Below are 24,561 nucleotides of genomic sequence, written 5' to 3' on the forward strand. Positions count from 1 at the left end.
CCCGCTTCACGTGAGTCGTGGCCACAGCTCACAAACTAGCGAGGCCACAGGTAAAGATCAAACCTACGGGTCAGGGCCCGGTCTTTCGCCCTGGGGGCGAAAGACCGCTCACTGCCCCGCTCCGCAGGGGTTTCGTTTCCTCCCCCACCTGAAGGTGGGCGTATCCACGAAAGGACTCAGATGAAAGGAGAGACGGAGGAGCTGGTGAGGGTCGCCCGGGGCGGGGTGCTTCTCACGGTGTGGGCGTACGGAGCGGGCTGGTCGCGGGGCCTGGCGACGAGACGGCTCCACGCGGAAGGGTGGCAGCGCATCTGCCAGGGAGCCTGGGCGGCCCCCGGTATGCAGGTCGACTGGCGCGTCCGCGCCAGAGCCCACCAGCTGCTCCGCCCGGAGCTGGTGTGCAGCCACGGCACGGCTGCGGCACTGCACCGGATCGAGGTACTCGGAGGGATCGGGGGGAGGGGGGTGGGGGTGGGGCCCCCGCTGGGACTGGATGCCCCGGAGGTGCTGGACTTCACCGTGCCGCGTCCGGGCCGGTCCTCCCGTACCGCGGAGGGAGTGCGCGTCCACTCCACGGAGTTCCTCGCGGCCGGCGACTGCGTCATGCGTGGGGGCCTGCGGGCGACAAGCCCCGCGCGGACGGTCGGCGACCTGATACGGAGCTGCGGCACGCGCGAGCACGCGGTCGTGGTCGCGGACTCGGCCCTGTCGCGCCGCACGGTCCGGGGCGTCCGCCGGGAGCCGCTCGTCCACCGCGAGGCGCTGGTGGCCGAGCTGTCCGCGCCCCGGCCGGGCGCGACCCGGGCCCGCCGCTGGCTGCCGTTCGCCGACCCGGCGTGCGGCTTCCCGGCGGAGACGGTCGCCCGCCTCCGTATGCGGGACGCGGGTCTGCGCCCCGAGTCCCAGCCGCTGCTCCACACTCGCGGGGGTCGATCCCTGCGTCCCGACTTCCTCTTCCGTCCCCAGGGCCTGGCGGTCGAGATCGAGGGTTACGCCTTCCACGGCAGCCGTCAGGCACACGACCGGGACATCCGCCGCTACAACGACCTCGCGGACTGTCCGGAGGTCCGTCGGGTCCTCCGCTTCACGGCGCGGGACGTCTTCCTCCGCCCGGAGGCCGTGATCGCGACGACCCTGGGGGTGCTGGGGCAGTTGGGCACGTGAGCGAAGGTCCGTAAGGGGCGAGCGAGTGGGGCAGGGCGGGTGGTCGGGGTTCAGCGCTTCACGTGGCGGACCTTCAGTCGCCCGTACCCATGGTCCCGGAGATCCGGATCGTGGGTACGGCGGCGAGGGAGCCGTTCCGAACTCAGGACGCGCACGTAGGTGAGGTACCGACATGAGGCGAGGGAGTCCATGACCGGTGTGCGAAGACCGACTCGGACTCCCACTCCATTCGGCAGCGTATGGGACGACCGACGGCGAACCACCGGCGCTGACCTGCCCCTTGGGGAGTTCCGCTACGGGCCGGTACGGGGGAACGAGATCTCGACGCGGCGGTTCTTGGTGCGGCCTTCCTCGGTGGCGTTGTCGGCGATCGGGTAGTCCTCGCTGTACCCGCGGATGTCGAAGGTCTTGCCGGGATCGAGCGTCTTGGACAGCTCCTGCTGCACGGCGTCGGCGCGCTGCTTGGAGAGCTTGAGTCCGTGCTCGTACGTCCCGAGGTTGTCGGTGAACCCGAAGACTCGGACGCGGCTGGAGTTCTGCTTGTTGATCTCCACGGCGATGGCGGCGATACGGGCGGTGGCGGCGGGGCTGAGCTTGGCGCTGTCCTTGCCGAAGAGAACCTCGGCCTGAAGGGCAAAGGTCACGTCGACATTGGTGTCCTCCCGCCGCTGTTCCCCGCCCTCCTCCTCGACGACCTGCTTGATGTCGAGAACCTTGGGCGCGGCGAGGGTGGCCCCGTCGGGAAGCATGAGTTCGGGCGAGTTGGCGTCGATCTCGGGGGGCGGGGAGGCGCTGGAGGTGGAGTTGGGGGGATCGTCGGCGAGTGCGGGGGTGGCCGTACCGGCGACGAGGAGAAGGGAGGCGGCGGCGAGGGTGACGAGGCGGTGGGGAGTCATGGCGGCGTCCGTCAGGAGAGTTTGATGGTGCCGGGCTCGAAGGTGGGTAGCTGGAAGGTGACCTCGGTGGTTTGTTCCGCGGGGGCGGGGAATTGCATGAAGACCTCGGCCGCGTCTTCGGAGCCGAGGATGTCAAGACCGGTCGTCGTCAGCGGCCTGCCGTCGGTATCGCGGAGGACGTAGTAGCGCTTCTTTCCCACCGTGTCCACGAGGGTCGCGCCCCCCAAGGAACTGCCATGCTTCAGAACTTCGGTCTCGTTCCCCTTCACTCCGGCCGGAATCGCCCGACCCTTGTCGCCGGTGTTCGTCAACCGTCCCTTCACCGTGACAAAGCCGCCGAGGTCCCGCTTGGCCGAGGTGATGGTCAGCTCGAAGCCATCCTGCCCTTTGAGGACGGCCAGAGTCTCCTCCGGCGCTTCCGACTGAGGCTTCTCGTTGCTCTCGCTCATGCCAGGAGTCGAGGAACTCGCGGTCGGCCGACTCTTCGGAGGCTCGTCCTCGCTGCCGCAGCCGGCTACGCCGAGGACCAGGCCGACCGCGGTGAACGCCACGGCACACCTCCTGAGGGCCGTCGTTGCGTACCGAACACTCATGAACGGGAATCCTTCGCTTGTCAGTCGGTCAGTCGAACGGTGAAGAGGTCAGCTGCGCTGGGGAGCTCCGGCCGGTCGGGGTCGATCGTCCACGGAACACCGTCGCATGTGAGGCCGAGGATCGGGGAGGGTTCTGTCGGCGTGGGGCTCGGGTCCGGCTCGGGCTCCGGCACGGGTTCCTCGGTCGGTTCGGGGTCCTCGGTCGGTTCGGGAGCCTCGAAGGCGCACAGCGGCTCGAGGACGGCCGTGGCCGTCGCCGTGGCGTGCTGGTTCTCCGTACCGGGTACCACTGATCGACCGATGCTGTCGAGAGAGCGCACCTCCACCCGGAAGCCAAGAGGGAGGGGGTCGCAACCACCGTCCGGGAGTTCCGCGCCGTTCTTGGCGGCGAAGGAAGCCGCGCGCTGACACGCTGCGTACTCGTCGTACGCGCCGCCCGAGAGGAAGTCGTCCCACTGCGTTGGGTGGAGGATGACCGCCAACCAGCCGTCCCGCAGCTGGTCGCGCGCATCCTGGGCCGCGGCCAGTGCCGCCGCGTCGGCCGCAGTCTGAGCACCGTTCCGATGCGCCGCGGCCTGGCCGACGGCGAAGTACGCGAAAGCCAGAAAGAGCAGGCCAGCCATCACGGCGATGTAGACGGGGAACGCCTGCCCGGAATCTTTCTGCCTTCCGATGAGCGCTAGTCGAGGAGATCGGCGATCTCGTTCGAGATTGCGGTCTTGATCGTGTTGCCGATGTCCGTGCCGCTGATCGCCACCACGATCGCCACCACCACCACGATGATCCCCAGATACTCGACCGCCGTCTGCCCACGGTCGTTCGCCGCCCTCGCGCGGATCCAGCCGTCGAGGCGCACCCTCGCCGTCATCGCAGCCTTCAGCATGAGGTCGCTCATGGTCGTCCCCTCCGGATTCGTACGTCCCCGTGCCGATGCCGAACTCGGCGGGTGCACGGTACGCCCCCAACCCCTCCTCCCCACAGGGCCCGTAGGCCCAAACACGGGCCCACCTCGCCATGTCTGTCATGACGCCGCCCGTGTGCCCAGCCAGGCTGCTATGGCCTCGCTGCGGGTGGTGGCGTGGAGCTTCGCGAAGATGCGGTTGATGTGGTTCTTGACCGTCTTCTCGCTGATGAAGCACGTGTCGGCGATCTGCCGGTTGTTCAGGCCCGACGCGATCAAGTCCATCACTTCCCCCTCCCTCACGCTCAGCCCAAACCGTGCCACACTTGGTTGCACATGCGAAGCCATTCTGCCAAATCGCGATGAATCCGAGACGATTGGCCTTCCGCAATCATGTGCAGTCGCACCCCGCACCACCCCCACCAACGCGTTCGCCGCCGTCGGTGTGAAGCGCGCCCGGCCCGCCCGTACGTCGCAGACCGCCGTGACCAGTTCCTCCGCCGTGAACTCGCCGTGGACCAGGTAGCCCCCCGCGCCCAGCCGCAGCGCCTCCTGGACGACCTCGCTCTCGCCGCTGTACGTCAGCATCAGCACCGGGGCCACCCGTACCAGGTGCGGCAGGGCCGTGAGGCCGTCCACGATCGGCATGCGGACGTCGAGGAGGACCACGTCCGGGCGGTGGCGGCGCGTCTCGTCCATCGCCGTGCGGCCGTCGGGCGCCTCCGCGACGACGCGGATGCCCGTGCCGGCGGCGTCGAGCAGGGCCCGCACACCCGCCCGTACGACAGGGTTGTCGTCGGCGACGAGCACCGTCAGCGTCATCGTGCGTCCACCCCCTCGGCCCGGCGCAGGGTCTTCGTCACCGACGTCACTCCCCCGTGATCGAGCCGAGGTTCGTCCCCGTGCCCAGGAACAGACCCGCACCCAGCAGGATCATCGTCGCGGGGACCATCAGCGTCGTGATCACCATCGTCGCCTTCGGGACCGCCTTCGCCGCCTTGCGGCGGGCGTTCTGGGCGTCCGTCCGCCGCATGTCGTTGGCGATCTGAATCAGCGTCTCCACGATCGGCGCGCCCAGCTCCTCGCCCTGCTGGAGCGCCGTGACGAACTGGGCGACCTGCTCGCTGTCGTTGCGCCGGCGCAGTTCGTCGAAGGCCTGTCTCCGGCTGACACCCATGTCCATCTGGCGGAGTGTGATGCGGAGTTCGTCGGACCAGGGTCCTTCGTACTGGTCCGCCACCCGGTCGAGTGCCTGACGGAAGGCGAGTCCCGCCGACACCACCACCGCGAGGACGTCGAGGAAGTCCGGCAGCGTCCGCTCGATCTGGTCCTTGCGGATGCGGATCGCCGACCAGATGCCGACCTCGGTCCAGAAGGCGGCGAAGGCGAAGAGCAGCAGCGCGACGAGGACGTCACCGTTGGAGAGCATGACCAGGCCGCCGAGGCCGCCGAGGAAGCCGTAGACGGCGCGCCTGGCTCCGTACCGGTCTATGGTCAGCCCCCCGGGGTTGCCCGCCAGGTCGATGCGGCGGCGGACGGCGTTGACCCGCTTGGGTCCCATCGCGCGCAGGACGACGGCGGAGTAGCGCATGCCGAGCCGGTCCACGACGGAGTACACGGCGCCGGTGCGTGTGGAGCCGACCTCCAGGGCGAGTTGCAGGTCGTCGGGGAGCTTGGCGTCGGCCCGGTAGAGGCGGATGCCGTAGAAGATGCCGGCAACCGAGATGCCGGCTGCCAGGGCGAGGAGAAGTTCCATGTCCGGCCGGCCCCTCACACGTCGATCTTCGAGAAGCGGCGGATGACGACGAAGCCGACCACATACAGCGCGAACGCGGTGACGACGGCGAACTGACCGAGGCCCGAGCCGGTCATCCGGTCCAGGGCGCCCGGCTGCATGTTGTCGATGAGGAGCAGCGAGCCGATGCCGATGACCGGGACCGCGTACGCCGTCATGCTCACCTGGGACAGCTGTGTACGGACCTCCCTGCGCGTCTCCTTGCGCTCCTCCAGGGTCTCCGTGAGGTTGCGCAGCGAGGAGACGACGGTGCCGCCCGCCTTGTTGGCGAGGACGAGCGTGGTGACGAGGACGACGAGTTCGCGGGAGGGCAGGCGTTCGGCGAGTTCGCCCAGCGCGTCGTCGATGGAGGTGCCGACGGCGAGTTGCTGGGCGACCTTCTCCAGCTCGTCGCCGGCCGGTGCCTCCATCTCGTCGGCGGCCATGCTGAGTGCCATCCGCAGGGCGAGGCCGGCCTGAGTGGCGTTGGCGAGGATCCGCGACAGTTCCGGCAGCTGGTTGATGAACTTCTCGATGCGTTTCTGACGCTGCCAGTTGAGGAACCCCATCGCCACCCAGAGGCCGAGGAGTCCGCAGATCGGGCCGAAGAACGGGGAGAGCGCCGCCTGTCCGGCGGTCCACAGTGCGATCACGAGCACGGACATCGCGACGACGAACTCGCCGGGTGTCACGTCGAGGCCGGTGGCGGAGATCCGCAGGTCCAGCTTCCGTCCGAACGCGGTACGCCGGAGACGCCGGTCGATGCCGCGGAAGCGCCGCCTGCGGTGGCCGGTGCCGTCCGGGCCGCCGCTCTGGGTAAGCCGGGCGACGAGGGCGGCTCGGTCGGCGGCCCCGCGCGCGTACAGGTGGACGCCGAGCACGCCGAGGACGCAGCAGAGCAGCGCGACGCCGGTCACCAGCCAGGTGAGGGGGTTCATCTCCGCCTCATCTCCGTTCCTCTGTCTCTGTCTCTGCGACTGCCACTGTCTCTGCGTCTGTCTCTGCGTCTGCGTCTGTCTCTGCGTCTGTCTCTGCGTCTGCCGTCGCCACTGCCGCTGCCACTGCCTCTGTCACTTCGCTTCGCGGGTGGCGAGCTGGTCGTCGGACGCCGCGACGCCGAAGGCCTGCGGGATCGGCTGGCCTGCCAGGTAGAGGCGGTCGGCGACCCGGCGGGGCAGCGGGTGGTACTCGTACACGCCGTAGACCCGCCCGTCGGCCGCGAGCGGCCTGGCGCGGAAGGCGCAGACCGTGGCAAGGGTGAAGCGCTCGCGCCCGTTCGACGCCAGGACGGCGATCTCGGTGACGCGGCGGGTGCCGTCGGCGTGCCGGGTGAGCTGGACGAGGACGTCGACGGCGCTGTTGATCTGGTCCCTGAGGGCTTCGAAGGGGACCTTGACCTCGGACATCGACGCCAGGGTCTGAAGCCGCATCAACGCGTCCTCGGCAGAGTTGGCGTGGACGGTGGCGAGCGAGCCGTCGTGTCCGGTGGACATGGCCTGGAGCATGTCGAGGGTCTCGCCGCCGCGGACCTCGCCGACGATGATGCGGTCGGGGCGCATGCGCAGTGAGTTGCGGACGAGGTCGCGGATGGTGACCTGGCCGCGGCCCTCGATGTTCGGGGGGCGGCTCTCCAGGCGGATGACGTGGGACTGCTGGAGCTGGAGTTCGGCCGAGTCCTCGATGGTGATGACCCGTTCGCCGTCCGGGATCAGTTCGGAGAGCGCGTTGAGGAGGGTGGTCTTGCCCGTGCCGGTGGCGCCGGAGACGATCACGTTGAACTTGGCCTGGACGAGTCCGGCGAGCAGCAGGACCATCTGTTCGTCCAGCGAGCCGAGGCCGACCATCTCGCGGAGCGTGTACGCGCGGGGGAAGCGGCGGATCGTCAGGGTCGCCCCGGTGAGCGAGAGGGGCGGGATGATCACGTTGACGCGCTCGCCGGACGGCAACCGGGCGTCCACCATCGGGTTGGACTCGTCCACCCGCCGGTTGACGGTGGAGACGATCCGCTCGATGGTCTGCATCAGCTGCTCGTGCGAGGCGAAGCGGAGCGGGAGGAGTTCGACCCGGCCCGCCCGCTCGATGTAGATCTGGTCGGGGCCGTTGACCATGATCTCGGTGATCGAGGCGTCTTCGAGGAGCGGTTCGAGGACGCCTAGGCCGAGCGCCTCGTCGACGACGCGGCGGATCAGCTGGGCCCGTTCGGCGGTCGAGAGGACCGGGCCTTCGCGGCTGATGATGTGGCCGAGGACGCGTTCTAGCCGTGCGCGCCGCTCGGCGGCGGCGAGCGCCGACATCTCGGTGAGGTCGATCTCCTCGAGGAGCTTGGCGCGGAAGGAGGCGACCAGGTGGCCGTCCTCCCTGGTTCCGGCTCCGCCTTCCTCGGGCGTGTGGATACGGGCCCGCAGACTCATGGCTACTCGTCCTCCTCGGGCTGCGGCAGGGTGGCGCTCCTCGTCACGGACCCGAATCCGTCCCAGAAGGGGACGACGGACGGGATCCGTACTCTCACCGTCGCGGTGAACTCGCCGGCCCCCTCCGAGGGGGAGACGACGCTGCGTTCCGCGATCCAGTCGCTCATGGCGGCGCGGCCGGCCTCTTGCGGGCCGATGGTCGCCTCGTCGTGCGTGGCGGCCCGCGCGGCGGCCCGCGCGCCGGTACCCGCCTGCTGGGCGGCGTACGCGGCGATGCCGAGCTGGATGCCGGCGAGGCCGACGAGCAGCAGGATGGGCAGGAAGCCGAGGTATTCGACGGCGACCTGACCCCGGTCGCGGCGCCCGTCACCAGGGACGGACGGCTCGGCCGCCGCGACGGGCGGGACTCGCGTCGCGACGGGCATCGTCGTCCCGCCCGGCTCGCCCAGCCCGTCGCCCGGCCCGACCGGCTGGGTCGCCTCGTCGCCGACCAGCCCGTCGCCCGGCCCGACCGGCTGGGTCGTCCCGCCCGGCTCGGCCGGCCCGACAAGCCCGCTCGTCTCGCCCCAGAACCCGACCGGCCGGGTCGGCCTGCCCATCTCGGCCGGCCCGACCAGCCCGCTCGTCTCGCCCCAGGGCCCGACCCGCTCGGGCGGCCTGGCCAGCTCGGCCGGCCCGACCAGCCCGACGGTCTCGGCCAGGCCGCTCGTCGCGCCCCAGGACCCGACCAGCTCGTCGCGCCTTCCGGCGGCCGCGTGCCGTGGTGTCACTCTCCGGCCCCCTCTTCCCGTACCGCTCCGGCCTCGCTCGTCACCGAGAAGGGGAAGTCGATCGCGCCCGGGAAGAGCACCGGGACCTTCAGCTTCACCCTCGCCTGGGCAAGGTCGCCCGACGAGTCGCAGTCCACCTCCGCCGACCACGAGTCGCCCACATGCCGCCTCCCCGCCTCGCCGTAGTCGCCGTCCACCGCGCAGACCCGGGCCGCCTCGTCCGCCGCGTTCCCCGCGAGCGTGAAGGTGTAGCCGACCAGGACGCACTGCCAGAGCAGGACGAGCGTGAGCAGGATGAGCGGCACCATGCCGAGGAACTCGACGGCCACCTGCCCTCTGTCGTCCCGAAGGGCGAGCCGTGGTGTACGCCCGGCTGTCGGCATGGCTCAGCGCCCGCCCTTGCCGCGGGTCAGCCGTGCGAGCTGCTTCCCCGACCCGACCGCGACCGCGCCCTGCCCGTTCCGCCCGTTCCGCCCGCCCTGCCCGGCCTGGGCGGGCGTGCCGACCAGGCCCAGTTCGCCCGCGAGGGACCAGAGGGCCTGCTTCACGCCGGAGCGGGCGTCGAGTTCGTGCAGGCGGCCCGCGTCGACGACGCCTTGGAGCTCCTTGAAGTTGGCGGGGACCACGACGCCCGCGATCCGGGTCCCGGTGATCTTCTGGATGAGGGCGGGCTGGATCTCGCTGGACCGCGTGTACCGGTTGACCAGGAGCGTGCTCTCCTCCGCCTTGCGGATCTGGAGCCGGTCCCACATCCGTACCATCCGCTTCGCCGCCCGCACCGTGACGACATCGGGCGTGGTGACCAGGATCGCCGCGTCGGCCATCTCCACGGCGGCCGCGTTGGCGCCGTTGAGGTACGTGCCGCAGTCGACGACCACGACGTCGTAGCGGGAGCGCAGGGCGCTGACGATCTGGCGGGCGGACCGGTCGGCGACGTCCTCGGCGCGTTCGCCCTCCGCCGGGGCGAGGAGCAGGGCGATGCCCGTCTCGTGGACGTACAGGGCGTCCTGGAGGACGCGGGGCGAGATGTCGTCGACGGCCGCGAGGTCGGCGACGGAGCGGCGGAACTGGACGTCGAGGTACGAGGCGATGTCGCCGCCCTGGAGGTCCATGTCGACGAGGGCCACGTTGCGCCCCGAGGCCCGGGAGGCCAGGGCGAGCTGGACGGCGGTGATGGTGGTGCCGACGCCGCCCTTGGCGCCGCTTACGGTGACCACCGTGCCGCCGGGGCCGGTGAGGACGTCGGCGCCGGTGCCGAGGTGGCGGCGGACGCCGACGGACCACTGGGCGGCGGCCTGGACGCGGCTGGCCAGCTCCTCGTATCCGAGGGGGAGGGTGACGAGGCCTCGGGCGCCGGAGTCCATGGCGGCGGAGAAGAGCACCGGGCTCGCGTCGGCGGTGATGAGGACGACGCCGACGGCGGGGAAGCGGAGCGCGACCTCGCGGACCAGTTCGAGGGCGGGGACCGGGCCGATCCGTTCGTGGACCAGGACGACTTCGGGGAGTTCGGAGACGGACTCGGCGGCCAGCCGGGCGAGGGTGTCGACGAGCTGGGTGGAGTCGGCGACGGGCGGGGCGGGTTCGGCGTCGGGGAGCTGGCTGAGCAGGCTGGTGACGGCCCGGGCCGCGTCGGGGTCGGCGACGGCAGGCAGGATCCTGGTGGTCATACCGGCCTCACTTGTCCTTGTCGAGCGTGTAGGTGCGGTCGCCGGGGGCGAGGGTGGGCTCGCTGCCGGGCGCGACGAGGGCGAGCCGGACGTGTTCGGCGAAGGACTCGGCGTAGGCGACGCGCTGGGTGTCGATGGTGGAGAGCGCGAAGGTGATCGGGACGGCCTCGGTGGGTCGGCTGGTCCGGTCGTTGCGTTGGGAGATGGGGGTGAGCTCGCCGACGTCGAGGACCCGGGCGTTGCTCACGATGACCTTGGACTGGGCGGCCTGGCCGCCCTTCTCGCCGGCGAACGTGGCGTAGATGTTGACCGTGGCGCCGGGGGTGATCTTGCCGGCGACTCCCGTGGCGGCGTCGATCATGATGGCGATCTCCTGCTGGCCGGGCTGGAGGGCGGGGCGCGAGACGATCATGTCCGACTGGAGGAGCGAGCCGGATGCGAGCGTGGTGACGGCGATCTTCCCGTTGATCTGGTCGAGGTCGGTGACGGCGGTGGCCGGGAGCCATCGCTCCGGCATCGAGATCTTCTCGAACTGCCCTGCCTTCAGCGGGGTGTAGGGCGCCACCCTGTCCTTGATCCGGTACGCGGTCACCTCGGGTCCGACCTTGGAGTTCACGTCGTCGATCACCGAGAGGACGCCGGCGAAGGCAGCGAGGGCGCACAGGACGGACAGCAGCAGCAGGATGACGCCACGACGCTGGCGGGAGTTCATTGCCGGACAACCTCGATCGGGGGTACGTGGGGCTCAGCGGACGGGGGACGTGAGCGCCCGGGGCACTCGGGACGACCGGAGCGCCCGCGGCTCCGGCGTTCCGGAGGGCGGTCCGGCGGCCTGGGACCCGACGGAACGGGACCCGGCGGCCTGGGACCCCGCGGCCTGGGACCCGGCGGCCCGGGACCCCGCGGAATGGGGTCCGGCGGGCAGGGGGGCGGTCAGCGGCGCGCAGCAGAAGGCGCAACGGTCGCCGATGAGCTCCATCCCGCACCAGTGGCAGTTCTCCCGCCGTACGGAGGAGACCAGTTGGTGGAGGACGGCGATGTCCGGCAGGTACGCGGCGAACTCCACCAGCCGCCCCGTCCCCCACCACCCGGGCGACTCGGCGGGCAGCGGCGCCTCCTGCACCGCCTGGACCTGCCAGCGTGGCGCGAGGGTGCCGGTGGGCCAGTCGGTCTGCAGGTGCCCCCTGGCCAGGAGGAGCCGGGTGGCGAACTCGGGTCCCGTGGGCGGTTCGACCCCCGGACCGACGCGGACGAGCTCCGGAACGGGGCCGGCCAGTACGGCGAACTGGGAGCCGGGCAGCCAGCCCTTGAGGTGCGACTTCAGGCCGACGGGCACGCGGTCGAGCTTGGCGACCGAGCCGAGGACGGCCCCGGCGTAGACGTAGTGCGTGAGCAGCCGGGCCGCCGAGGCGACGACGCCGGGGCTGAAGTCGCAGACGGAGAGCTGACGCAGCTGCCGGGCGAGGACGGCGACACCGAGGGGCGGCAGGTCCGTCTTGACCAGGGCGATCCGGTCGCTCTCCAGGAGGGCGCGGCCGGCATGGAGGCGCTGTTCGGCCACCTTGGGCAGGGAGGTGGGGCAGACCACGATCACATGGCCGTAGCGGTCGAGGAGGAGTTGGAGGTCGGCGACGGCGGAGGCGAGCGGCCGGGTGTCGAGTGCGGGCAGGACGGCGGCGGTGGGTGTCTGCTGGTCGGTCGGTGGCAGCACCAGGTCGGCGCTGGTGACCGCGATCGCTGTCGGCACGTCGGGCTCCCCGTCCCCATGTCCCCATGACTCACTGCGTTCACCGCGTCACTGCACGGCGGTGCTTCTGCACTTTATCCACGTCCCGCGGGGTGGTGAACACACAATCCGCCAAGCACAACGAGAAATCTGGGCCCGGACGGGTCTCGCGAGGGCCCACGCCTGGCCCCGCCGTGGGTCCACGCCTGGGCCCGGCCGTGGGTCCACGCCTGGGCCCGGCCATGGGTCCACGCCTGGGCCCGGCCATGGGTCCACGCCTGGGCCCGGCCATGGGTCCACGCCTGGGTCCGGCCGTGGGTCCACCCCTGGGTCCGGGGACCCACGACGCCAACTTCCCTGCGGCGCCAGAGGTCTTGACAAGTCGATTGGTCTGGACCAGCTTGTCCCAAAGCGGTGGCCACCGTTCCCGACCCCTCCCCCACTCCCCCACCGGAGGCAGCAAGTGGACCGCACCACCACACGCTCGCGCAGATGGATCGGCAGCGCCCTCGCGCTCGCCGTCGGCTCCGGGCTCGTACTCGTCGGCGGCGCGGGCACCGCCCAGGCCGCGGACGTCAACGTGGCCAAGAACGCGGGCTTCGAGTCCGGAACCGCCAACTGGACCTGTACGGCGGGAAGCGGCGCCGCCGTCTCCTCGCCCGTACGGACCGGGGCGGGCGCCCTCAAGGCGACCCCGGCCGGCCAGGACAACGCCCGCTGCAGTCAGGTCGTCACCGTCAAGCCCAACTCGACGTACACGCTGAGCGCCTGGGTGCAGGGCGGGTACGCCTACCTCGGCGCGACCGGGACAGGCACCACGGACGTCTCCACCTGGACCCCCGACAGCTCCTCCTGGAAGCAGCTGACCACCAGCTTCACCACCGGCGCGAACACCACCTCGGTGACGGTCTACACCCACGGCTGGTACGGCCAGGCCGCCTACCACGTGGACGACGTCTCCGTCTTCGGTCCCGACGGGGGTGGCGGCACCGACCCCGACCCGGTCGTCCCGCCGACCCCGGCGGGCCTCGCCGCGGGCACGGTCACCTCGTCCTCGGTCGCGCTGACCTGGAACGCCGCCTCGGGCGCCACCGGCTACAAGGTCTACCGCGACGGCGCCCTCGCGCAGACCGTCTCCGGCACCTCGGCCACCGTGACGGGTCTCGCCGCGAACACCTCGTACCAGTTCCAGGTCTCCGCGACCAACGCGGCGGGCGAGTCGGCCAAGTCCACCGCCGTCTCGGCGCGGACCGGCACCACCGACCCGGGCCCCGGCCCGTCCGTGCCCAAGCACGCCCTGACCGGCTACTGGCAGAACTTCGACAACGGGGCCACCGTCCAGAAGCTGCGGGACGTGCAGGCGCAGTACGACATCATCGCCGTCTCCTTCGCCGACTCGACCACCACACCCGGCCAGATCGTCTTCAACCTCGACCCGGCCGTCGGCTACGCCTCCGTCGCCGACTTCAAGGCCGACGTCGCGGCCAAGAAGGCGGCCGGCAAGTCGGTCGTCATCTCGGTCGGCGGCGAGAAGGGGAACGTCACGATCAACAGTGACGCCTCCGCCACCGCCTTCGCGAACAGCGCGTACACCCTGATGCAGGAGTACGGCTTCAACGGGGTCGACATCGACCTGGAGCACGGCATCAACTCCACGTACCTGACGAAGGCGCTGCGCCAGCTCTCCGCCAAGGCCGGCTCGTCGATGGTGCTCACGATGGCCCCGCAGACCATCGACATGCAGAACACGGGCACCGAGTACTTCAAGACCGCGCTGGCCGTGAAGGACATCCTGACGGTCGTCAACATGCAGTACTACAACAGCGGTTCGATGCTCGGCTGCGACGGCAAGGTGTACAGCCAGGGGTCGGTGGACTTCCTCACCGCACTCGCCTGCATCCAGCTCCAGGGCGGCCTTGACGCCTCCCAGGTCGGGCTCGGCGTGCCGGCCTCGACCCGCGGCGCGGGCAGCGGCTACGTCGACCCGTCGATCGTCAAGAACGCCCTCGACTGCCTGACCCGCGGCACCGGCTGCGGCTCCTTCAAGCCCTCGCAGACCTGGCCGAATCTGCGCGGTGCGATGACGTGGTCGACCAACTGGGACGCGACGGCCGGCAACGCCTGGTCCAACGCGGTCGGACCGCACGTCCACAACCTCCCGTAGCGGGAAACGCGCCACGCGTGGCTCGCGATCCGTGTACCGAGCAGCGCCGCCGCTTCCCCCGGCGGCGCTGTTCGCATGTGCGCGGCCCACCAGCCGGGCCACCAGCGGCTCACCAACCCGGCGCACCATCCCGGCCCCCAGGCCCGGCCCACCACCCCGCTCACCACCCCGCTCACCACCCGGCCCCAGGCCCGGCTCACCAGCCCGGCCCACCAGCGGCTCACCAACCCGGCCCACCGGCCAAGCTCCCCCCACCGCGCTCCCCACTCACCAGGGCAGCTCGCGCACCTGCTGGACGCAGAGCACGACGAAGAGCAGTCCGGCCGCCGCGAGCATCGTGTTGCTCAGCGGTCCGCTGCGCCATTCGGCGGGGGTACGGGAGGAGTTGAGGAGCCGGATGAGGGTCAGTGCCAGGAACGGCATGAAGAACGCGCCGATGACTCCGTACACGATGACGAGCCCGAACGGCTGGTCGAGGAAGAGCAGCGCGATCGGCGGGAAGGTCAGCCAGAGGAGGTACGCGCGGAACGGCAGCGACTTGTCGCGCTCCGTGCCGGCGGGAACGAGGCCGGGCCGGTAGTGCGACACGAAGTCGGCGAACATCAGGCTGACTCCGTGCCAGACCCCGATGAGCGAGGTGAAGGAGGTGGCGAAGAAGCCGATCAGGAAGAGCTTGGCGGTGGCGTTCCCGTACCGCTCGGACAGGATGCCGCCGAGGTCGAGCAGCCCCTTGTCGCCCTTGGCGATCGCGAGCCCGGAGGAGTGCAGCAGTTCGGCGCCGACGAAGAGCATCGCGACGACGAAGATGCCGGTGGTGACGTAGGCGACGCGGTTGTCGATCCGCATCACCTTCATCCAGCCGCTGTCCCGCCAGCCCTTGGCGTTGATCCAGTAGCCGTACGCCGCCAGGGTGATGGTGCCGCCGACACCGCCGATCAGGCCGAGGGTGTAGACGAGGGAACCCTCGGGGAGGGCCGGGACCAGACCGGCGACGGCGTCGCCGAGGCGGGGGGTGACCCGGGCGGCAAGATAGACGGTGACCACGAACATCACGCCGACCAGGACGGTCATGACCTTCTCGAACACGGCGTACCGGTTGAACCAGACGAAGACCAGGCCGACCAGGCCGCACAGCACCGCCCAGACCTTGAGGTCCATGAGGCCGGGGAAGAGGGCGCCGAGCGGGAGGGCGCTGGAGGACATCGCCGCCGCTCCGTAGACGAAGCCCCAGACGACGACGTAGCCGGCGAAGTAGACGGTGGTCCACGTGCCGAGACTGCGCCAGCCGTCGAAGAGAGTGCGGCCGGTGGCCAGGTGCCAGCGGCCGGCGGCCTCGGCGAGGGAGATCTTGACGAGGCAACCGATGACGGCGGCCCAGAGCAGGGTGTAGCCGAATTTCGAGCCCGCGACCAGGGTCGCGACGAGGTCTCCGGCGCCGACGCCGGTGGCCGCGACCACGATGCCGGGGCCCACGTACCGCCACGCGGCCTTGCGCGGGCGGGCAGCGGCGTCACCGGTGCCCTCCTCCCGAGCGATCTCCGCCATGTCCGACCGCCTTTCACCGTCCTGTGTGATCTGCTGGTTGGCCCAGGTCACCAAAGCGGGTGCGACGCGACAGCACAAGAGGGCGTGGCCGAACTTCCTCTTGACCAGTTCATGTCATCGCCGGACGATGTGCCCGGACACCCGCACAGCCTGTCGCACACCCCCACACTCCCCACCCAGGAGACAGCATGCGACTTCGAACCCGCGGAAGAAGGTCCGCCACCCTCGCGGCCCTTCTGACGCTAGCCCTCGCGGCACCGCTCTCCGCCGGCGCGTACCAGGCCGGAGCCGACTCGGAGCCCACGCCCGCCACCGAGGAGGTGATCCGCCAGTACGAGATCCACGGCCCGTCCACGACCTCCGAACGCACCGAGCTCGCCGCGATCGGCGTCTCGATCGACGAGGCCGACGACCACAGCGTCGTCGTCAGCGCCAACGCCGCCCAGCTGCGCAAGCTCCGCGCGCTCGGCCACCACCCCGAGGCGCTGCCCGCGCCGCCGGACCGGTCGGTCAAGGGCCTGGCCGCCAAGCCCTTCGACTTCCCCCCCGCCGACGCGAAGTACCACAACTTCGCCGAGATGAACGCGGAGATCGACCAGCGCCTCACCCAGTACCCGGGCATCATGAACAAGCGGGTCATCGGGAAGACGTACCAGGGCCGGGACATCGTCGCCGTCAAGATCAGCGACAACGTCGGCACGGACGAGGCCGAGCCCGAGGTCCTCTTCACCCACCACCAGCACGCCCGCGAGCACCTCACCGTCGAGATGGCGCTCTACCTGCTGCGCGAGCTGGGCGCCGGCTACGGCACGGACTCCCGCGTCACCAACCTGGTGAACAGCCGCGAGATCTGGATCGTGCCGGACCTCAACCCGGACGGCGGCGAGTACGACATCGCCTCCGGCTCCTACCGCAGCTGGCGCAAGAACCGGCAGCCCAACTCCGGCTCGTCCTACATCGGTACGGACATGAACCGGAACTGGGACTACAAGTGGGGCTGCTGCGGCGGCTCCTCCGGCTCCAAGAGCTCCGCGACCTACCGGGGCGCGGCCCCCGAGTCGGCCCCCGAGGTGAAGGTCGTCGCCGACTTCGTCCGCTCGCGTGTGGTGGGCGGCAAGCAGCAGATCAAGGCGGGGATCGACTTCCACACGTACAGCGAACTGGTGCTCTGGCCCTTCGGCTGGACCACCGCGAACACCGCGCCGGGCATGACCCAGGACGACCGCGACGCGTTCGCGACCGTCGGCGAGAAGATGGCGGCCAGCAACGGCTACACCCCCGAGCAGTCCAGCGACCTCTACATCACGGACGGGTCGATCGACGACTACCTCTGGGGCTCGCACAAGATCTTCGGCTACACCTTCGAGATGTATCCGGCCTCGTCCTGGAACGGCGGCTTCTACCCGCCCGACGAGGTGATCGAGCGCGAGACGAGCCGCAACAGGGACGCCGTCCTCCAGCTCCTGGAGAACGCGGACTGCATGTACCGCTCGATCGGCAAGGCCTCGCAGTACTGCACCGCCTGACCTGACGCACGGACAGGGGCGCCCCGGACTCGGCGGGGCGCCCCTCGCCGGGCCGCGACACCCCTCAGCCGAGTACGGCCAGGGCGTCGACCTCGATCAGAAGCCCCGGCGGCAGGCCGACGTACACAGTGGTGCGGGCGGCAGGCGCCTCCCGCAGGTCCGCGAAATACGCGTCGTAGATCTCGTTCATCTCGGCGAAGTGGTCCACGTCGGTGAGGTAGACGCGCATCATCATCACGTCGTCCCAGCTCGCGCCGCCCTCCTCCAGGATCGCCTTGACGTTGGCGAAGGTCTGGAGGGTCTGCTCGCGCAGCGTCGGGCCGGCGGGCGTGGGGGGCCTGCCGTCCTCGGCGGGCAGGAATCCGACCTGGCCGGCGACCTGGAGGATGTTGCCCTTCCTGACGCCGTGCGAGAACCTCGCGGGCGGGGCGGTGTGGGTTGCGGGGGTGAGCGCGGTCTTCTCGGTCATGTCCGGTCCTTGGTAGGGGTGTTGCCTGAGTAGTCCCGGCTGATGGCGTCGGCGGTGCGGCGCACCAGGGGGAGCAGGGTGAGGAGTTCCTCCGCCGTCACGACCACATTGGGCGCCGAGACCGACATGGCGGCGGCGACGCGGCCGTCGGCGCCGCGGACGGGGGCGCCGACGCAGTTGATGGACTCCTCGTGGCCGCCGAGGTCGGTGGCCCAGCCCTGTTCGCGTACGGTCGCGAGCTCCTGGAGGAACGCGGCGGCGTTGGGGGTCGAACGGGGCGTGTACATGGGGTAGTCGAGCTTGGCGGCGACGGCGCGGCGCTCGGGCTCGGGGAGGTCGGCGAGCAGCAGTTTGGCGACGGCGGCGACGGTGATCGCTACGGGCTTGCCGATACGGGAGTACATCCGGACGGGGTAACGGCTCTCGACCTTGTCGATGTAGAGGACCTCGCCCTCCTCGTACACGGCGAGGTGGACGGTGTGTCCGATCTGCTCGTTGAGCGCGGCGAGGTGGGGGTGCGCGATCTCCCGGACGTCGAGGTTCTCGACGGCCTCCTGTGCGAGGGCGAAGAGGCGGGCGCCGAGGCGGTAGCGCTGGTCCTGCTGGCGGTAGACGAGTCCGTGTTCGTGCAGGGTGCGCAGCAGCCGAAGCGCGGTGGACTTGTGCACCCCGAGCCGGTCGGCGACCTGCCCGAGGTCGGCGGGACCCTGGGCGAGCAGCGGCAGGATGCTGAGAGCGCGGTCGACGGTCTGGCTCATGGCGTACGTACCTCCTGGTCCTCCCCGGTCCAGCCGGGGGCGAGGTGCAGTCTCCCCCAGCTCTCGTCGTCGAGGGCGACGAGCCGGTCGGCGTCTTCGGTACGGGCGGGCTCGCCGAGGTCTCCGGGAACGGTGAGCGCGGCGGCGGCCATCAGGTGCCCGTGCCTGATCCGGGCGGTCACGTCGAGCCCGCGGAGGGTCCCGGAGAGGAACCCGGCGGCGAAGGCGTCCCCGGCGCCGACGGGATCGACGACGTCGACGACGGGGGCGGGCTCGAAGGTGACGACGTCGACGACGGGGGCGGGCACGACGGTCACGGTGTCGGCGACAGGGGCGGGCACGACAGTGACGGTGTCGGGCGACCGGGGGGCGATCTCAGCCCCGTCGGGGGCTGAGGCGCGGGCGTCCGGGGGCGGAGCCCCCCGTTCAGGAAGGGGCGGGGTGGGGGAGGGAGCCGCGCGGCGCTCGAAGGCCACCGCACCCGCCGCACCCCGCTTCACGACCAGCACCCCCGGCTCCGGCAGCGCCTCGCGGATCGCTTCCGGCCCGCACACCCCCCACGCCTCCTCCGCCTCGTCCTCCCCGACGAACACCACGTCGGCGCCTCGCGCCAGTTCGAGGAGCACCCGCCCGCCGCGCACCGCGTCCCGCCACAGGCCGGCGCGGAAGTTCACGTCGAACGAGACCAGCGGCCGCCCGGTCCGTGCCGTGGTCAGCTCGCGCACCAGCTCCAGGCAGTCCAGGGACAGCGCGGCCGTGATGCCCGACACATGGAGCACCCGCCCGTCGCCGACGGAGTCGTACGGGACCGTCGTGGGCGACATCGCCGACGCCGCCGACCCGGCGCGGTAGTACGCGACCTCGTGTCCGGCGGTCGCCCGGTCCGTGGCCGTACGGAAGTAGATCCCGGTCGGCCGCCCGGCGTCCCGGCCCACCGCCGACACGTCGACCCCGTACGCCCCGATCGCCTCCACCAGATGGTCGCCGAAGCCGTCCGCGCCGACCCGGCTCACCCACTTCGCCCGGTGGCCCGCCGCGGCCAGCGCGCAGGCGACGTTGGACTCGGCGCCGCCTATGGTGCGGGCGAACGAGGAGGTGTCGGCGAGGCGGCCCGGCCGGGAGGGCAGAAAGGTGACCATGGACTCGCCGAGGCAGACGACGTCCACGGGCGGCGCGTCCACGGGCGGGGCTCCGGTCACGTGCGGACTCCTCGTCGCTCATGCGGGTCCGTTGACCCGGCGTTGGCCCGGATGTTAGACAGCCGTAAGCGACATACGCAATAGTCGTTGCATATAGTGCAACGCCTTGACGAGGAGACCCCATGCCCGCCGACCGGCCCACCCCTCAGCTGGCCAACGAGCGCGTCGACCACCGCTTCAAGGCCCTGCCCCCGGACGCCGAGGGCCTGACCGTCGGCGAGCTGGCCGCCCAGCGCCGCAACCTCTTCACGGGCGGCTTCACCACCCCTGTCCTCGCCCTCTCCGCCGAGTCCGTCGAGCACAACCTGCGCCTCCTGGAGACCTACTCCGAGCGCCACGGTCTCGCCTTCGCCCCGCACGGCAAGACCTCCATGGCGCCGCAGCTCTTCGACCGCCAACTGGAGCACGGCGCCTGGGGCATCACCGCCGCCGTCCCGCACCAGGCCCGCGTCTACCGCGCCCACGGCATCGCCCGGATCTTCCTCGCCAACGAGCTGGTCGACACCTCCGCGCTGCGCTGGCTGGCCTCCGAGCTCGACGCGGACCCCGAGTTCCGCTTCGTCTGTTACGTCGACTCCGTGCGCGGGGTCGAGCTGATGGACGCGGCGCTCACCGAGGCCGGTGCCCGCCGCCCCATGGACGTCGTCGTCGAACTCGGCGCCGGCGAGGGAGCCCGTACCGGAGCCCGTACGGAGGCCGACTGCGCCGCCGTCGCCGACGCCGTCGCCACGACCGCGACCCTGCGCCTGGTCGGTGTCGCCGGATACGAGGGCGAGGTCCCGCGGGCGGACACCGACCGCGTGCACGCCTGGCTGCGCCGGCTGACCGCCCTCGCCGCGGAGTTCGACAAGGCGGGCCGCTTCTCCCCCGAGATCGAGGAGATCGTGGTCAGCGCGGGCGGCAGCGCCTGGTTCGACGCGGTCGCCGACGTCTTCGCGGAGATCCCCGGACTCTCCCTGCCCGTACTGAAGTTGCTCCGCTCCGGCGCGTACGTGTCGCACGACTCCGGCCAGTACCGCACACTCACCCCCTTCAACCGGGTCCCCGAGGAGGGCGCGCTGCAGCCCGCGTTCCGGCTCTGGGCGCAGGTCGTCTCCCGCCCGACGCCCGAGCAGGCGTTCACCAACGCGGGCAAGCGCGACGCCGCGTACGACCTCCACCTCCCCGAGGCGCAGGTCGTCCGCGACGCCCGCACGGGCGCGGTCCGCCCCGCCGACGGCATCGCGGTCACCGGTCTCTCCGACCAGCACGGCTGGCTGCGGACGGAGCCGGGCGCGGAGATCGAGGTCGGCGACTGGCTCGGCATGGGCCTGTCCCACCCCTGCACGTCCTTCGACAAGTGGCAGTTGATCCCGCTGGTCGAGGCGGACGGGACGGTCGTCGACTACATCCGCACCTTCTTCTAGAGGAGCCGGTCACCATGGACCTCGTCATCCGCGACGTGGACGTCGTCGACGGCTCGGGCGGGGACTCGTACCGCGCCGACGTCGCCGTCGAGAACGGCCGGATCGCCGCCATCGTCAAGGAGGCCGCGGCGGCGGGCTGCCAGCGCCCGACCGGCCGGCGCGTCCTGGACGCCGAGGGCCTCGCCCTGTCCCCCGGCTTCATCGACATGCACGCCCACAGCGACCTCGCGCTGCTCCGCGACCCGGAGCACACCGCGAAGGCAGCGCAGGGCGTGACCCTCGAAGTCCTGGGCCAGGACGGGCTGTCGTACGCGCCGGTCGACGACCGCACGCTCGCGGAGGTCCGCCGCTCGATCGCGGGCTGGAACGGTGGCGCGCCCGGGGACACGACCGTCGACTTCGACTGGCGCACGGTCGGCGAGTACCTGGACCGCCTGGACCGGGGCGTCGCGGTGAACGCCGCCTACCTGATCCCGCAGGGCACGATCCGGATGTACGCCGTCGGCTGGGACGACCGCCCTGCGACCGAGGCCGAGCTGAACCGGATGCGGCAGCTCGTCGCGGAGGGGCTGGAGCAGGGCGCGGTGGGCATGTCCTCCGGCCTGACCTACACCCCGGGGATGTACGCGAAGGGCGCCGAACTCACCGAACTCTGCAAGGTCGTGGCGGAGTACGGCGGCTACTACTGCCCGCACCACCGCTCGTACGGCGCCGGTGCGCTCCAGGCGTACGAGGAGATGGTCGCCCTCACCCGGGACGCGGGCTGCGCGCTGCACCTGGCGCACGCGACGATGAACTTCGGCGTGAACAAGGGCAGGGCGCCGGATCTGCTGGCCCTGGTGGACGAGGCGCTCGCGGGCGGCTGCGACATCTCCCTCGACACCTACCCCTACACGCCCGGCTGCACGACCCTCGTGGCGATGCTGCCGAGCTGGGCGGGCGAGGGCGGCCCGGATGCGACCCTGGCGCGGCTCCGGGACGCGGAGACCTCGGAGCGCATCCGCCACCACCTGGAGGAGCTGGGCTCGGACGGATGCCACGGGGTGCCGATCGAGTGGGACACGATCGAGGTCTCCGGGGTGGGCGATCCGGCGCTGTCGTCCTACGTAGGCAGGACCGTCCTGGAGTCCGCCGCATTGCGCGGCGAGGACCCGTGGGCAACGGCCCGGCGCCTGCTGATCGAGGACCGGCTCGGTTCGACGATCCTCCAGCACGTCGGCCACGAGGAGAACGTCCGCGCGATCATGCGCCACCGGGTCCACACCGGCGGCTCGGACGGCATCCTCCAGGGCTCCAAGCCGCACCCACGGGCGTACGGGACGTTCCCGGAGTACCTGGGGACGTACGCACGGGACGAGGGTGTCCTGTCGCTGGAGGAGTGCGTGGCCCACCTGACCTCCCGCCCGGCGGCCCGCCTCCGCCTCCCCGACCGAGGCCTGGTGCGCGAGGGCTACGTCGCGGACCTGGTCCTCTTCGACCCGGAGACGGTGGCGGCGGGCTCGACGTACGACGCTCCCCGCACCCTCCCGGTGGGGATCCCGCACGTCCTGGTGAACGGCACGTTCGTGATGGAGGACGGCAGGCGCACCGACGCCGTACCGGGCCGCGCGATCAGACGGACGCCGGTGGGGTGACCCCCGTGTGCGCGCCTGCGGCCGGGTCGGCGGGGTCGGCGGCCGGGTCGGCGGCCGGTCCGGGTCGTGCCCACGAGACGCGGCGCATCCACAGGAGGCCCAGCGCCAGTACCGCCCCGGCCGCCACGAACCCGTACCAGGGTGTGGACCCCGACGGCGCGGTCTCGTACACGAGCGCCGCCGACAGGACGGCGAGCAGCTGCCCCGCCCGGCTCCGCCACGCCACCGCCGCCACCCCGCACACGCCCCACAGCAGGTACCACGGCTGGACCATCGGCGAGAGAGCGACCAGCGCCACGAGCGACAGCCCCAGCCCCAGGACCGGATCGATCCGCCCCCGCCACGCCCGCCGTGCGAGCGTCAGGATGATCGCCACCGCCGCCAGCAGCCCGAGCTTCTGGACCACGCCCTTCACCGGGTCCGGATCGTCCGCGAGGAGCAGCCCGAGCCCGAGCCCCACGTCGCTGGTCAGCGACAGGGCGGTGTGGATCGCCCCGGCGACGCTCTGCGTGCGCACCCAGCCGAACCCGGTCCCGGCGGCCAGGGTCGCGCCCACGGCGACCGCGCCCGCGACGAGCCCCGGCAGTACGAGCCCCTTCACCACACCCCGTACGCCGCCGTCCCGCCGCGCGATCGTCACGCCGACGAAGAGCAGCGCGACCGCCGCCGGGGACTTGATCATCATCGCGAGTCCCACGAGCACGCAGCCGAGCACCCACCGGCCGCGCACCGCCAGCAGGACCCCGCTCAGCATGAGTCCGGTCATCAACCCGTCGTTGTGCAGCCCGCCGACGACGTGGATGAGGAGCAGCGGGTTGAGCGCGGCCAGCCACAGCGCCCCGCCGCCACCGCCCAGCCCCCGGACGGCCCGGACGACGAGCACGAGCGCGCCGAGCGCGATCAGTCGCATGCCGATCACGGCCGGCACGATCTCGCCGCCGGTCAGCTTGACGACGGCCTGGGCGAGGACGAGGAAGACCGGGCCGTACGGGGCCGGGGTGTCCGTCCAGTGACCGCCGACGCTCGCCGCCGCGTCCGCCCCGAGGTCGCCGGGGCCGAGGACCGACGGCCCCGCCCCGTACACGTCGTAGCCCTCCAGGACCATGGCGCCCTGCGCGATGTAGCTGTAGACGTCGGCGCTGTACAGCGGCGGCGCGAGCACCAGCGGCGCGGTCCACCACGCGAGCGTGCCGAGCACCCGCTCCCGGGCGTCCCGTACGCCACGGGCCAGGAGCACCCCGTACCGCCACCAGGCCACGACGAGCAGGGTGAGGCCGAGGTACGCGAGGAGGGCGCCGGTCAGGGTCGGAGCGGACCCCCGGGGCGCCCACACCCCCCACGGCTCACGCGCGGGGAGCGTCCCGGCGGCGTAGCCGCCCACGGTGACGGCGAGCGCGCCGAACGCCCCCAGCCACCGGCAACCGGCGGCGCTCCACGGACGGCTCCACGGACCGCTCTCCACACGGCTCCACCACGCCAGGGCCGCCTGCCTCACCTCGGACGCTTCGTCTGCCCGGGTGCCGAGCCCGACTTGCCGGGCCCGTCGCTCCCGGAATCCCCGGTCGCGGGGGGCGCGGCGGCCCCCGTGGCGGAGGCGCTCTCCCGCGCGGACGCCGAGGCCGACGCGGACGCGGACACCGACGGCGACGCGGACCCGGGCGCGGCGGAGGAGGACGGCGCCGGCGTACCGGTCGCACCCGCTTCCCCGTCGCCCGAGGGATCGGCCTGGATCAGCGACGGCATCCCCGGCCGGCCGTCGTCACCCGTGGGCGCCCCGCCGGTCTGGCCCGACCGGAACGCCCCGGAGACGACCGCGGCCAGCAGCCCGAGGCCGACGATGCCGGCACCGGCCAGCAGCCGGCGCGGGCCCGGGCGCCGCCGCTTCGTGGCATGACGGCGGCGGCCGGGGGCGTCTGCGGCTCGGTCGCGCTGGTGGCTCATGGCCGCGCATTCTACGG

General features: G+C 71.6%; 24 protein-coding genes. 5 read left to right on the forward strand and 19 right to left on the reverse strand.

Annotation, left to right across the window (positions count from 1 at the left end; genetic code table 11):
* Positions 1-180 precede the first annotated feature (180 nt).
* The gene (locus ACFUJR_RS18340) at positions 181-1,164 is read left to right on the forward strand and encodes a hypothetical protein (RefSeq protein WP_383170940.1); all 984 of its coding nucleotides are present in this window, start codon (positions 181-183) and stop codon (positions 1,162-1,164) included.
* A gap of 293 nt (positions 1,165-1,457) precedes the next feature.
* On the opposite strand, the gene ACFUJR_RS18345 is transcribed toward ACFUJR_RS18340, so the two are convergent.
* The 13 genes from ACFUJR_RS18345 to ACFUJR_RS18405 all read right to left on the reverse strand — a co-directional run bounded on the left by ACFUJR_RS18345 (position 1,458) and on the right by ACFUJR_RS18405 (position 11,923).
* Positions 1,458-2,060, reverse strand: coding sequence for an OmpA family protein (locus ACFUJR_RS18345; protein WP_383170942.1), 603 nt, complete (start codon positions 2,058-2,060; stop codon positions 1,458-1,460).
* A gap of 11 nt (positions 2,061-2,071) precedes the next feature.
* Complete coding sequence (locus ACFUJR_RS18350) at positions 2,072-2,611, reverse strand: hypothetical protein (protein ID WP_383170944.1); 540 nt, start codon at positions 2,609-2,611, stop codon at positions 2,072-2,074.
* 62 nt (positions 2,612-2,673) lie between these two features.
* Positions 2,674-3,327, reverse strand: coding sequence for a pilus assembly protein TadG-related protein (locus tag ACFUJR_RS18355; RefSeq protein WP_383171030.1), 654 nt, complete (start codon positions 3,325-3,327; stop codon positions 2,674-2,676).
* 5 nt (positions 3,328-3,332) lie between these two features.
* A complete protein-coding gene (locus ACFUJR_RS18360) occupies positions 3,333-3,548 on the reverse strand; it encodes a Flp family type IVb pilin (protein WP_383171032.1) in 216 nt (71 codons plus the stop codon).
* 126 nt (positions 3,549-3,674) lie between these two features.
* A complete protein-coding gene (locus tag ACFUJR_RS18365; RefSeq protein ID WP_383170947.1) occupies positions 3,675-4,376 on the reverse strand; it encodes a response regulator in 702 nt (233 codons plus the stop codon).
* A 46-nt stretch (positions 4,377-4,422) separates the two neighbouring features.
* The gene (locus ACFUJR_RS18370) at positions 4,423-5,310 is read right to left on the reverse strand and encodes a DUF5936 domain-containing protein (protein ID WP_383170949.1); all 888 of its coding nucleotides are present in this window, start codon (positions 5,308-5,310) and stop codon (positions 4,423-4,425) included.
* Positions 5,311-5,324: 14 nt separating this feature from the next.
* Positions 5,325-6,266, reverse strand: coding sequence for a type II secretion system F family protein (locus ACFUJR_RS18375; protein ID WP_383170952.1), 942 nt, complete (start codon positions 6,264-6,266; stop codon positions 5,325-5,327).
* 132 nt (positions 6,267-6,398) lie between these two features.
* Positions 6,399-7,739 (reverse strand): CpaF family protein, encoded by a 1,341-nt coding sequence (locus tag ACFUJR_RS18380; protein ID WP_383170954.1) that lies wholly within the window; start codon positions 7,737-7,739, stop codon positions 6,399-6,401.
* Positions 7,740-7,741: 2 nt separating this feature from the next.
* On the reverse strand, positions 7,742-8,509 hold the full coding sequence (locus ACFUJR_RS18385) for a TadE/TadG family type IV pilus assembly protein (RefSeq protein WP_383170957.1): 768 nt from the start codon (positions 8,507-8,509) through the stop codon (positions 7,742-7,744).
* A complete protein-coding gene (locus ACFUJR_RS18390) occupies positions 8,506-8,892 on the reverse strand; it encodes a TadE/TadG family type IV pilus assembly protein (RefSeq protein WP_383170960.1) in 387 nt (128 codons plus the stop codon). The genes ACFUJR_RS18385 and ACFUJR_RS18390 overlap by 4 nt, the downstream gene beginning before the upstream one ends.
* Positions 8,893-8,895: 3 nt before the next feature.
* On the reverse strand, positions 8,896-10,176 hold the full coding sequence (locus tag ACFUJR_RS18395) for a CpaE family protein (RefSeq protein ID WP_383170963.1): 1,281 nt from the start codon (positions 10,174-10,176) through the stop codon (positions 8,896-8,898).
* A gap of 7 nt (positions 10,177-10,183) precedes the next feature.
* Complete coding sequence (gene cpaB / locus ACFUJR_RS18400) at positions 10,184-10,888, reverse strand: Flp pilus assembly protein CpaB (RefSeq protein ID WP_383170966.1); 705 nt, start codon at positions 10,886-10,888, stop codon at positions 10,184-10,186.
* Between the two features lie 33 nt (positions 10,889-10,921).
* Positions 10,922-11,923, reverse strand: a complete 1,002-nt coding sequence (locus ACFUJR_RS18405) for a hypothetical protein (protein ID WP_383170968.1) — start codon at positions 11,921-11,923, stop codon at positions 10,922-10,924.
* 442 nt (positions 11,924-12,365) lie between these two features.
* On the opposite strand from ACFUJR_RS18405, the gene ACFUJR_RS18410 reads away from it, so the two are divergent.
* Positions 12,366-14,066 (forward strand): chitinase, encoded by a 1,701-nt coding sequence (locus ACFUJR_RS18410; RefSeq protein WP_383170971.1) that lies wholly within the window; start codon positions 12,366-12,368, stop codon positions 14,064-14,066.
* Between the two features lie 267 nt (positions 14,067-14,333).
* Here ACFUJR_RS18410 and ACFUJR_RS18415 read toward each other — a convergent pair whose 3' ends face one another.
* On the reverse strand, positions 14,334-15,611 hold the full coding sequence (locus ACFUJR_RS18415; protein WP_383170974.1) for an Nramp family divalent metal transporter: 1,278 nt from the start codon (positions 15,609-15,611) through the stop codon (positions 14,334-14,336).
* Positions 15,612-15,799: 188 nt separating this feature from the next.
* Between ACFUJR_RS18415 and ACFUJR_RS18420 the strand changes: the two genes are divergently transcribed.
* Positions 15,800-17,137 carry a M14 family metallopeptidase gene (locus ACFUJR_RS18420; RefSeq protein ID WP_383170977.1) on the forward strand — a complete coding sequence of 446 codons (1,338 nt, stop codon included), beginning with the start codon at positions 15,800-15,802 and terminating at the stop codon, positions 17,135-17,137.
* Between the two features lie 64 nt (positions 17,138-17,201).
* Here ACFUJR_RS18420 and ACFUJR_RS18425 read toward each other — a convergent pair whose 3' ends face one another.
* From ACFUJR_RS18425 to ACFUJR_RS18435, 3 genes are read right to left on the reverse strand one after another with little or no spacing between them, the layout of a single operon-like run.
* Positions 17,202-17,606, reverse strand: coding sequence for a RidA family protein (locus ACFUJR_RS18425; protein ID WP_383170980.1), 405 nt, complete (start codon positions 17,604-17,606; stop codon positions 17,202-17,204).
* On the reverse strand, positions 17,603-18,364 hold the full coding sequence (locus ACFUJR_RS18430; RefSeq protein WP_383170983.1) for an IclR family transcriptional regulator: 762 nt from the start codon (positions 18,362-18,364) through the stop codon (positions 17,603-17,605). The genes ACFUJR_RS18425 and ACFUJR_RS18430 overlap by 4 nt, the downstream gene beginning before the upstream one ends.
* The gene (locus ACFUJR_RS18435) at positions 18,361-19,503 is read right to left on the reverse strand and encodes a sugar kinase (protein ID WP_383171035.1); all 1,143 of its coding nucleotides are present in this window, start codon (positions 19,501-19,503) and stop codon (positions 18,361-18,363) included. The genes ACFUJR_RS18430 and ACFUJR_RS18435 overlap by 4 nt, the downstream gene beginning before the upstream one ends.
* A 182-nt stretch (positions 19,504-19,685) precedes the next feature.
* On the opposite strand from ACFUJR_RS18435, the gene ACFUJR_RS18440 reads away from it, so the two are divergent.
* Both ACFUJR_RS18440 and ACFUJR_RS18445 read left to right on the forward strand, forming a co-directional pair.
* Positions 19,686-20,969 (forward strand): amino acid deaminase, encoded by a 1,284-nt coding sequence (locus ACFUJR_RS18440; protein ID WP_383170986.1) that lies wholly within the window; start codon positions 19,686-19,688, stop codon positions 20,967-20,969.
* A 14-nt stretch (positions 20,970-20,983) separates the two neighbouring features.
* Positions 20,984-22,603 carry an amidohydrolase family protein gene (locus ACFUJR_RS18445; protein WP_383170989.1) on the forward strand — a complete coding sequence of 540 codons (1,620 nt, stop codon included), beginning with the start codon at positions 20,984-20,986 and terminating at the stop codon, positions 22,601-22,603.
* On the opposite strand, the gene mptB is transcribed toward ACFUJR_RS18445, so the two are convergent.
* Entirely contained in the window at positions 22,581-24,098 is a 1,518-nt protein-coding gene (mptB, locus tag ACFUJR_RS18450; RefSeq protein WP_383170992.1) for a polyprenol phosphomannose-dependent alpha 1,6 mannosyltransferase MptB, read from the reverse strand. The two genes, ACFUJR_RS18445 and mptB, sit on opposite strands and share 23 nt — an antisense overlap.
* Entirely contained in the window at positions 24,095-24,544 is a 450-nt protein-coding gene (locus ACFUJR_RS18455; protein WP_383170994.1) for a hypothetical protein, read from the reverse strand. Before ACFUJR_RS18455 ends, mptB begins: the two co-directional genes overlap by 4 nt.
* Between the last annotated feature and the right edge of the window lie 17 nt (positions 24,545-24,561).

The sequence above is a fragment of the Streptomyces sp. NPDC057271 genome (assembly GCF_042668715.1).
GTDB lineage: Bacteria > Actinomycetota > Actinomycetes > Streptomycetales > Streptomycetaceae > Streptomyces.

Excerpts from the sequence above, each read along its gene's own strand:
- ACFUJR_RS18340 (WP_383170940.1), top strand. The coding sequence starts at position 181 with ATGAAAGGAGAGACGGAGGAGCTGGTGAGGGTCGCCCGGGGCGGGGTG.
- ACFUJR_RS18345 (WP_383170942.1), bottom strand. The coding sequence starts at position 2,060 with ATGACTCCCCACCGCCTCGTCACCCTCGCCGCCGCCTCCCTTCTCCTC.
- ACFUJR_RS18360 (WP_383171032.1), bottom strand. The coding sequence starts at position 3,548 with ATGAGCGACCTCATGCTGAAGGCTGCGATGACGGCGAGGGTGCGCCTC.
- ACFUJR_RS18365 (WP_383170947.1), bottom strand. The coding sequence starts at position 4,376 with ATGACGCTGACGGTGCTCGTCGCCGACGACAACCCTGTCGTACGGGCG.
- ACFUJR_RS18370 (WP_383170949.1), bottom strand. The coding sequence starts at position 5,310 with ATGGAACTTCTCCTCGCCCTGGCAGCCGGCATCTCGGTTGCCGGCATC.
- ACFUJR_RS18375 (WP_383170952.1), bottom strand. The coding sequence starts at position 6,266 with ATGAACCCCCTCACCTGGCTGGTGACCGGCGTCGCGCTGCTCTGCTGC.
- ACFUJR_RS18380 (WP_383170954.1), bottom strand. The coding sequence starts at position 7,739 with ATGAGTCTGCGGGCCCGTATCCACACGCCCGAGGAAGGCGGAGCCGGA.
- ACFUJR_RS18390 (WP_383170960.1), bottom strand. The coding sequence starts at position 8,892 with ATGCCGACAGCCGGGCGTACACCACGGCTCGCCCTTCGGGACGACAGA.
- ACFUJR_RS18395 (WP_383170963.1), bottom strand. The coding sequence starts at position 10,176 with ATGACCACCAGGATCCTGCCTGCCGTCGCCGACCCCGACGCGGCCCGG.
- cpaB (WP_383170966.1), bottom strand. The coding sequence starts at position 10,888 with ATGAACTCCCGCCAGCGTCGTGGCGTCATCCTGCTGCTGCTGTCCGTC.
- ACFUJR_RS18415 (WP_383170974.1), bottom strand. The coding sequence starts at position 15,611 with ATGGCGGAGATCGCTCGGGAGGAGGGCACCGGTGACGCCGCTGCCCGC.
- ACFUJR_RS18420 (WP_383170977.1), top strand. The coding sequence starts at position 15,800 with ATGCGACTTCGAACCCGCGGAAGAAGGTCCGCCACCCTCGCGGCCCTT.
- ACFUJR_RS18425 (WP_383170980.1), bottom strand. The coding sequence starts at position 17,606 with ATGACCGAGAAGACCGCGCTCACCCCCGCAACCCACACCGCCCCGCCC.
- ACFUJR_RS18430 (WP_383170983.1), bottom strand. The coding sequence starts at position 18,364 with ATGAGCCAGACCGTCGACCGCGCTCTCAGCATCCTGCCGCTGCTCGCC.
- ACFUJR_RS18435 (WP_383171035.1), bottom strand. The coding sequence starts at position 19,503 with ATGGTCACCTTTCTGCCCTCCCGGCCGGGCCGCCTCGCCGACACCTCC.
- ACFUJR_RS18440 (WP_383170986.1), top strand. The coding sequence starts at position 19,686 with ATGCCCGCCGACCGGCCCACCCCTCAGCTGGCCAACGAGCGCGTCGAC.
- ACFUJR_RS18445 (WP_383170989.1), top strand. The coding sequence starts at position 20,984 with ATGGACCTCGTCATCCGCGACGTGGACGTCGTCGACGGCTCGGGCGGG.
- ACFUJR_RS18455 (WP_383170994.1), bottom strand. The coding sequence starts at position 24,544 with ATGAGCCACCAGCGCGACCGAGCCGCAGACGCCCCCGGCCGCCGCCGT.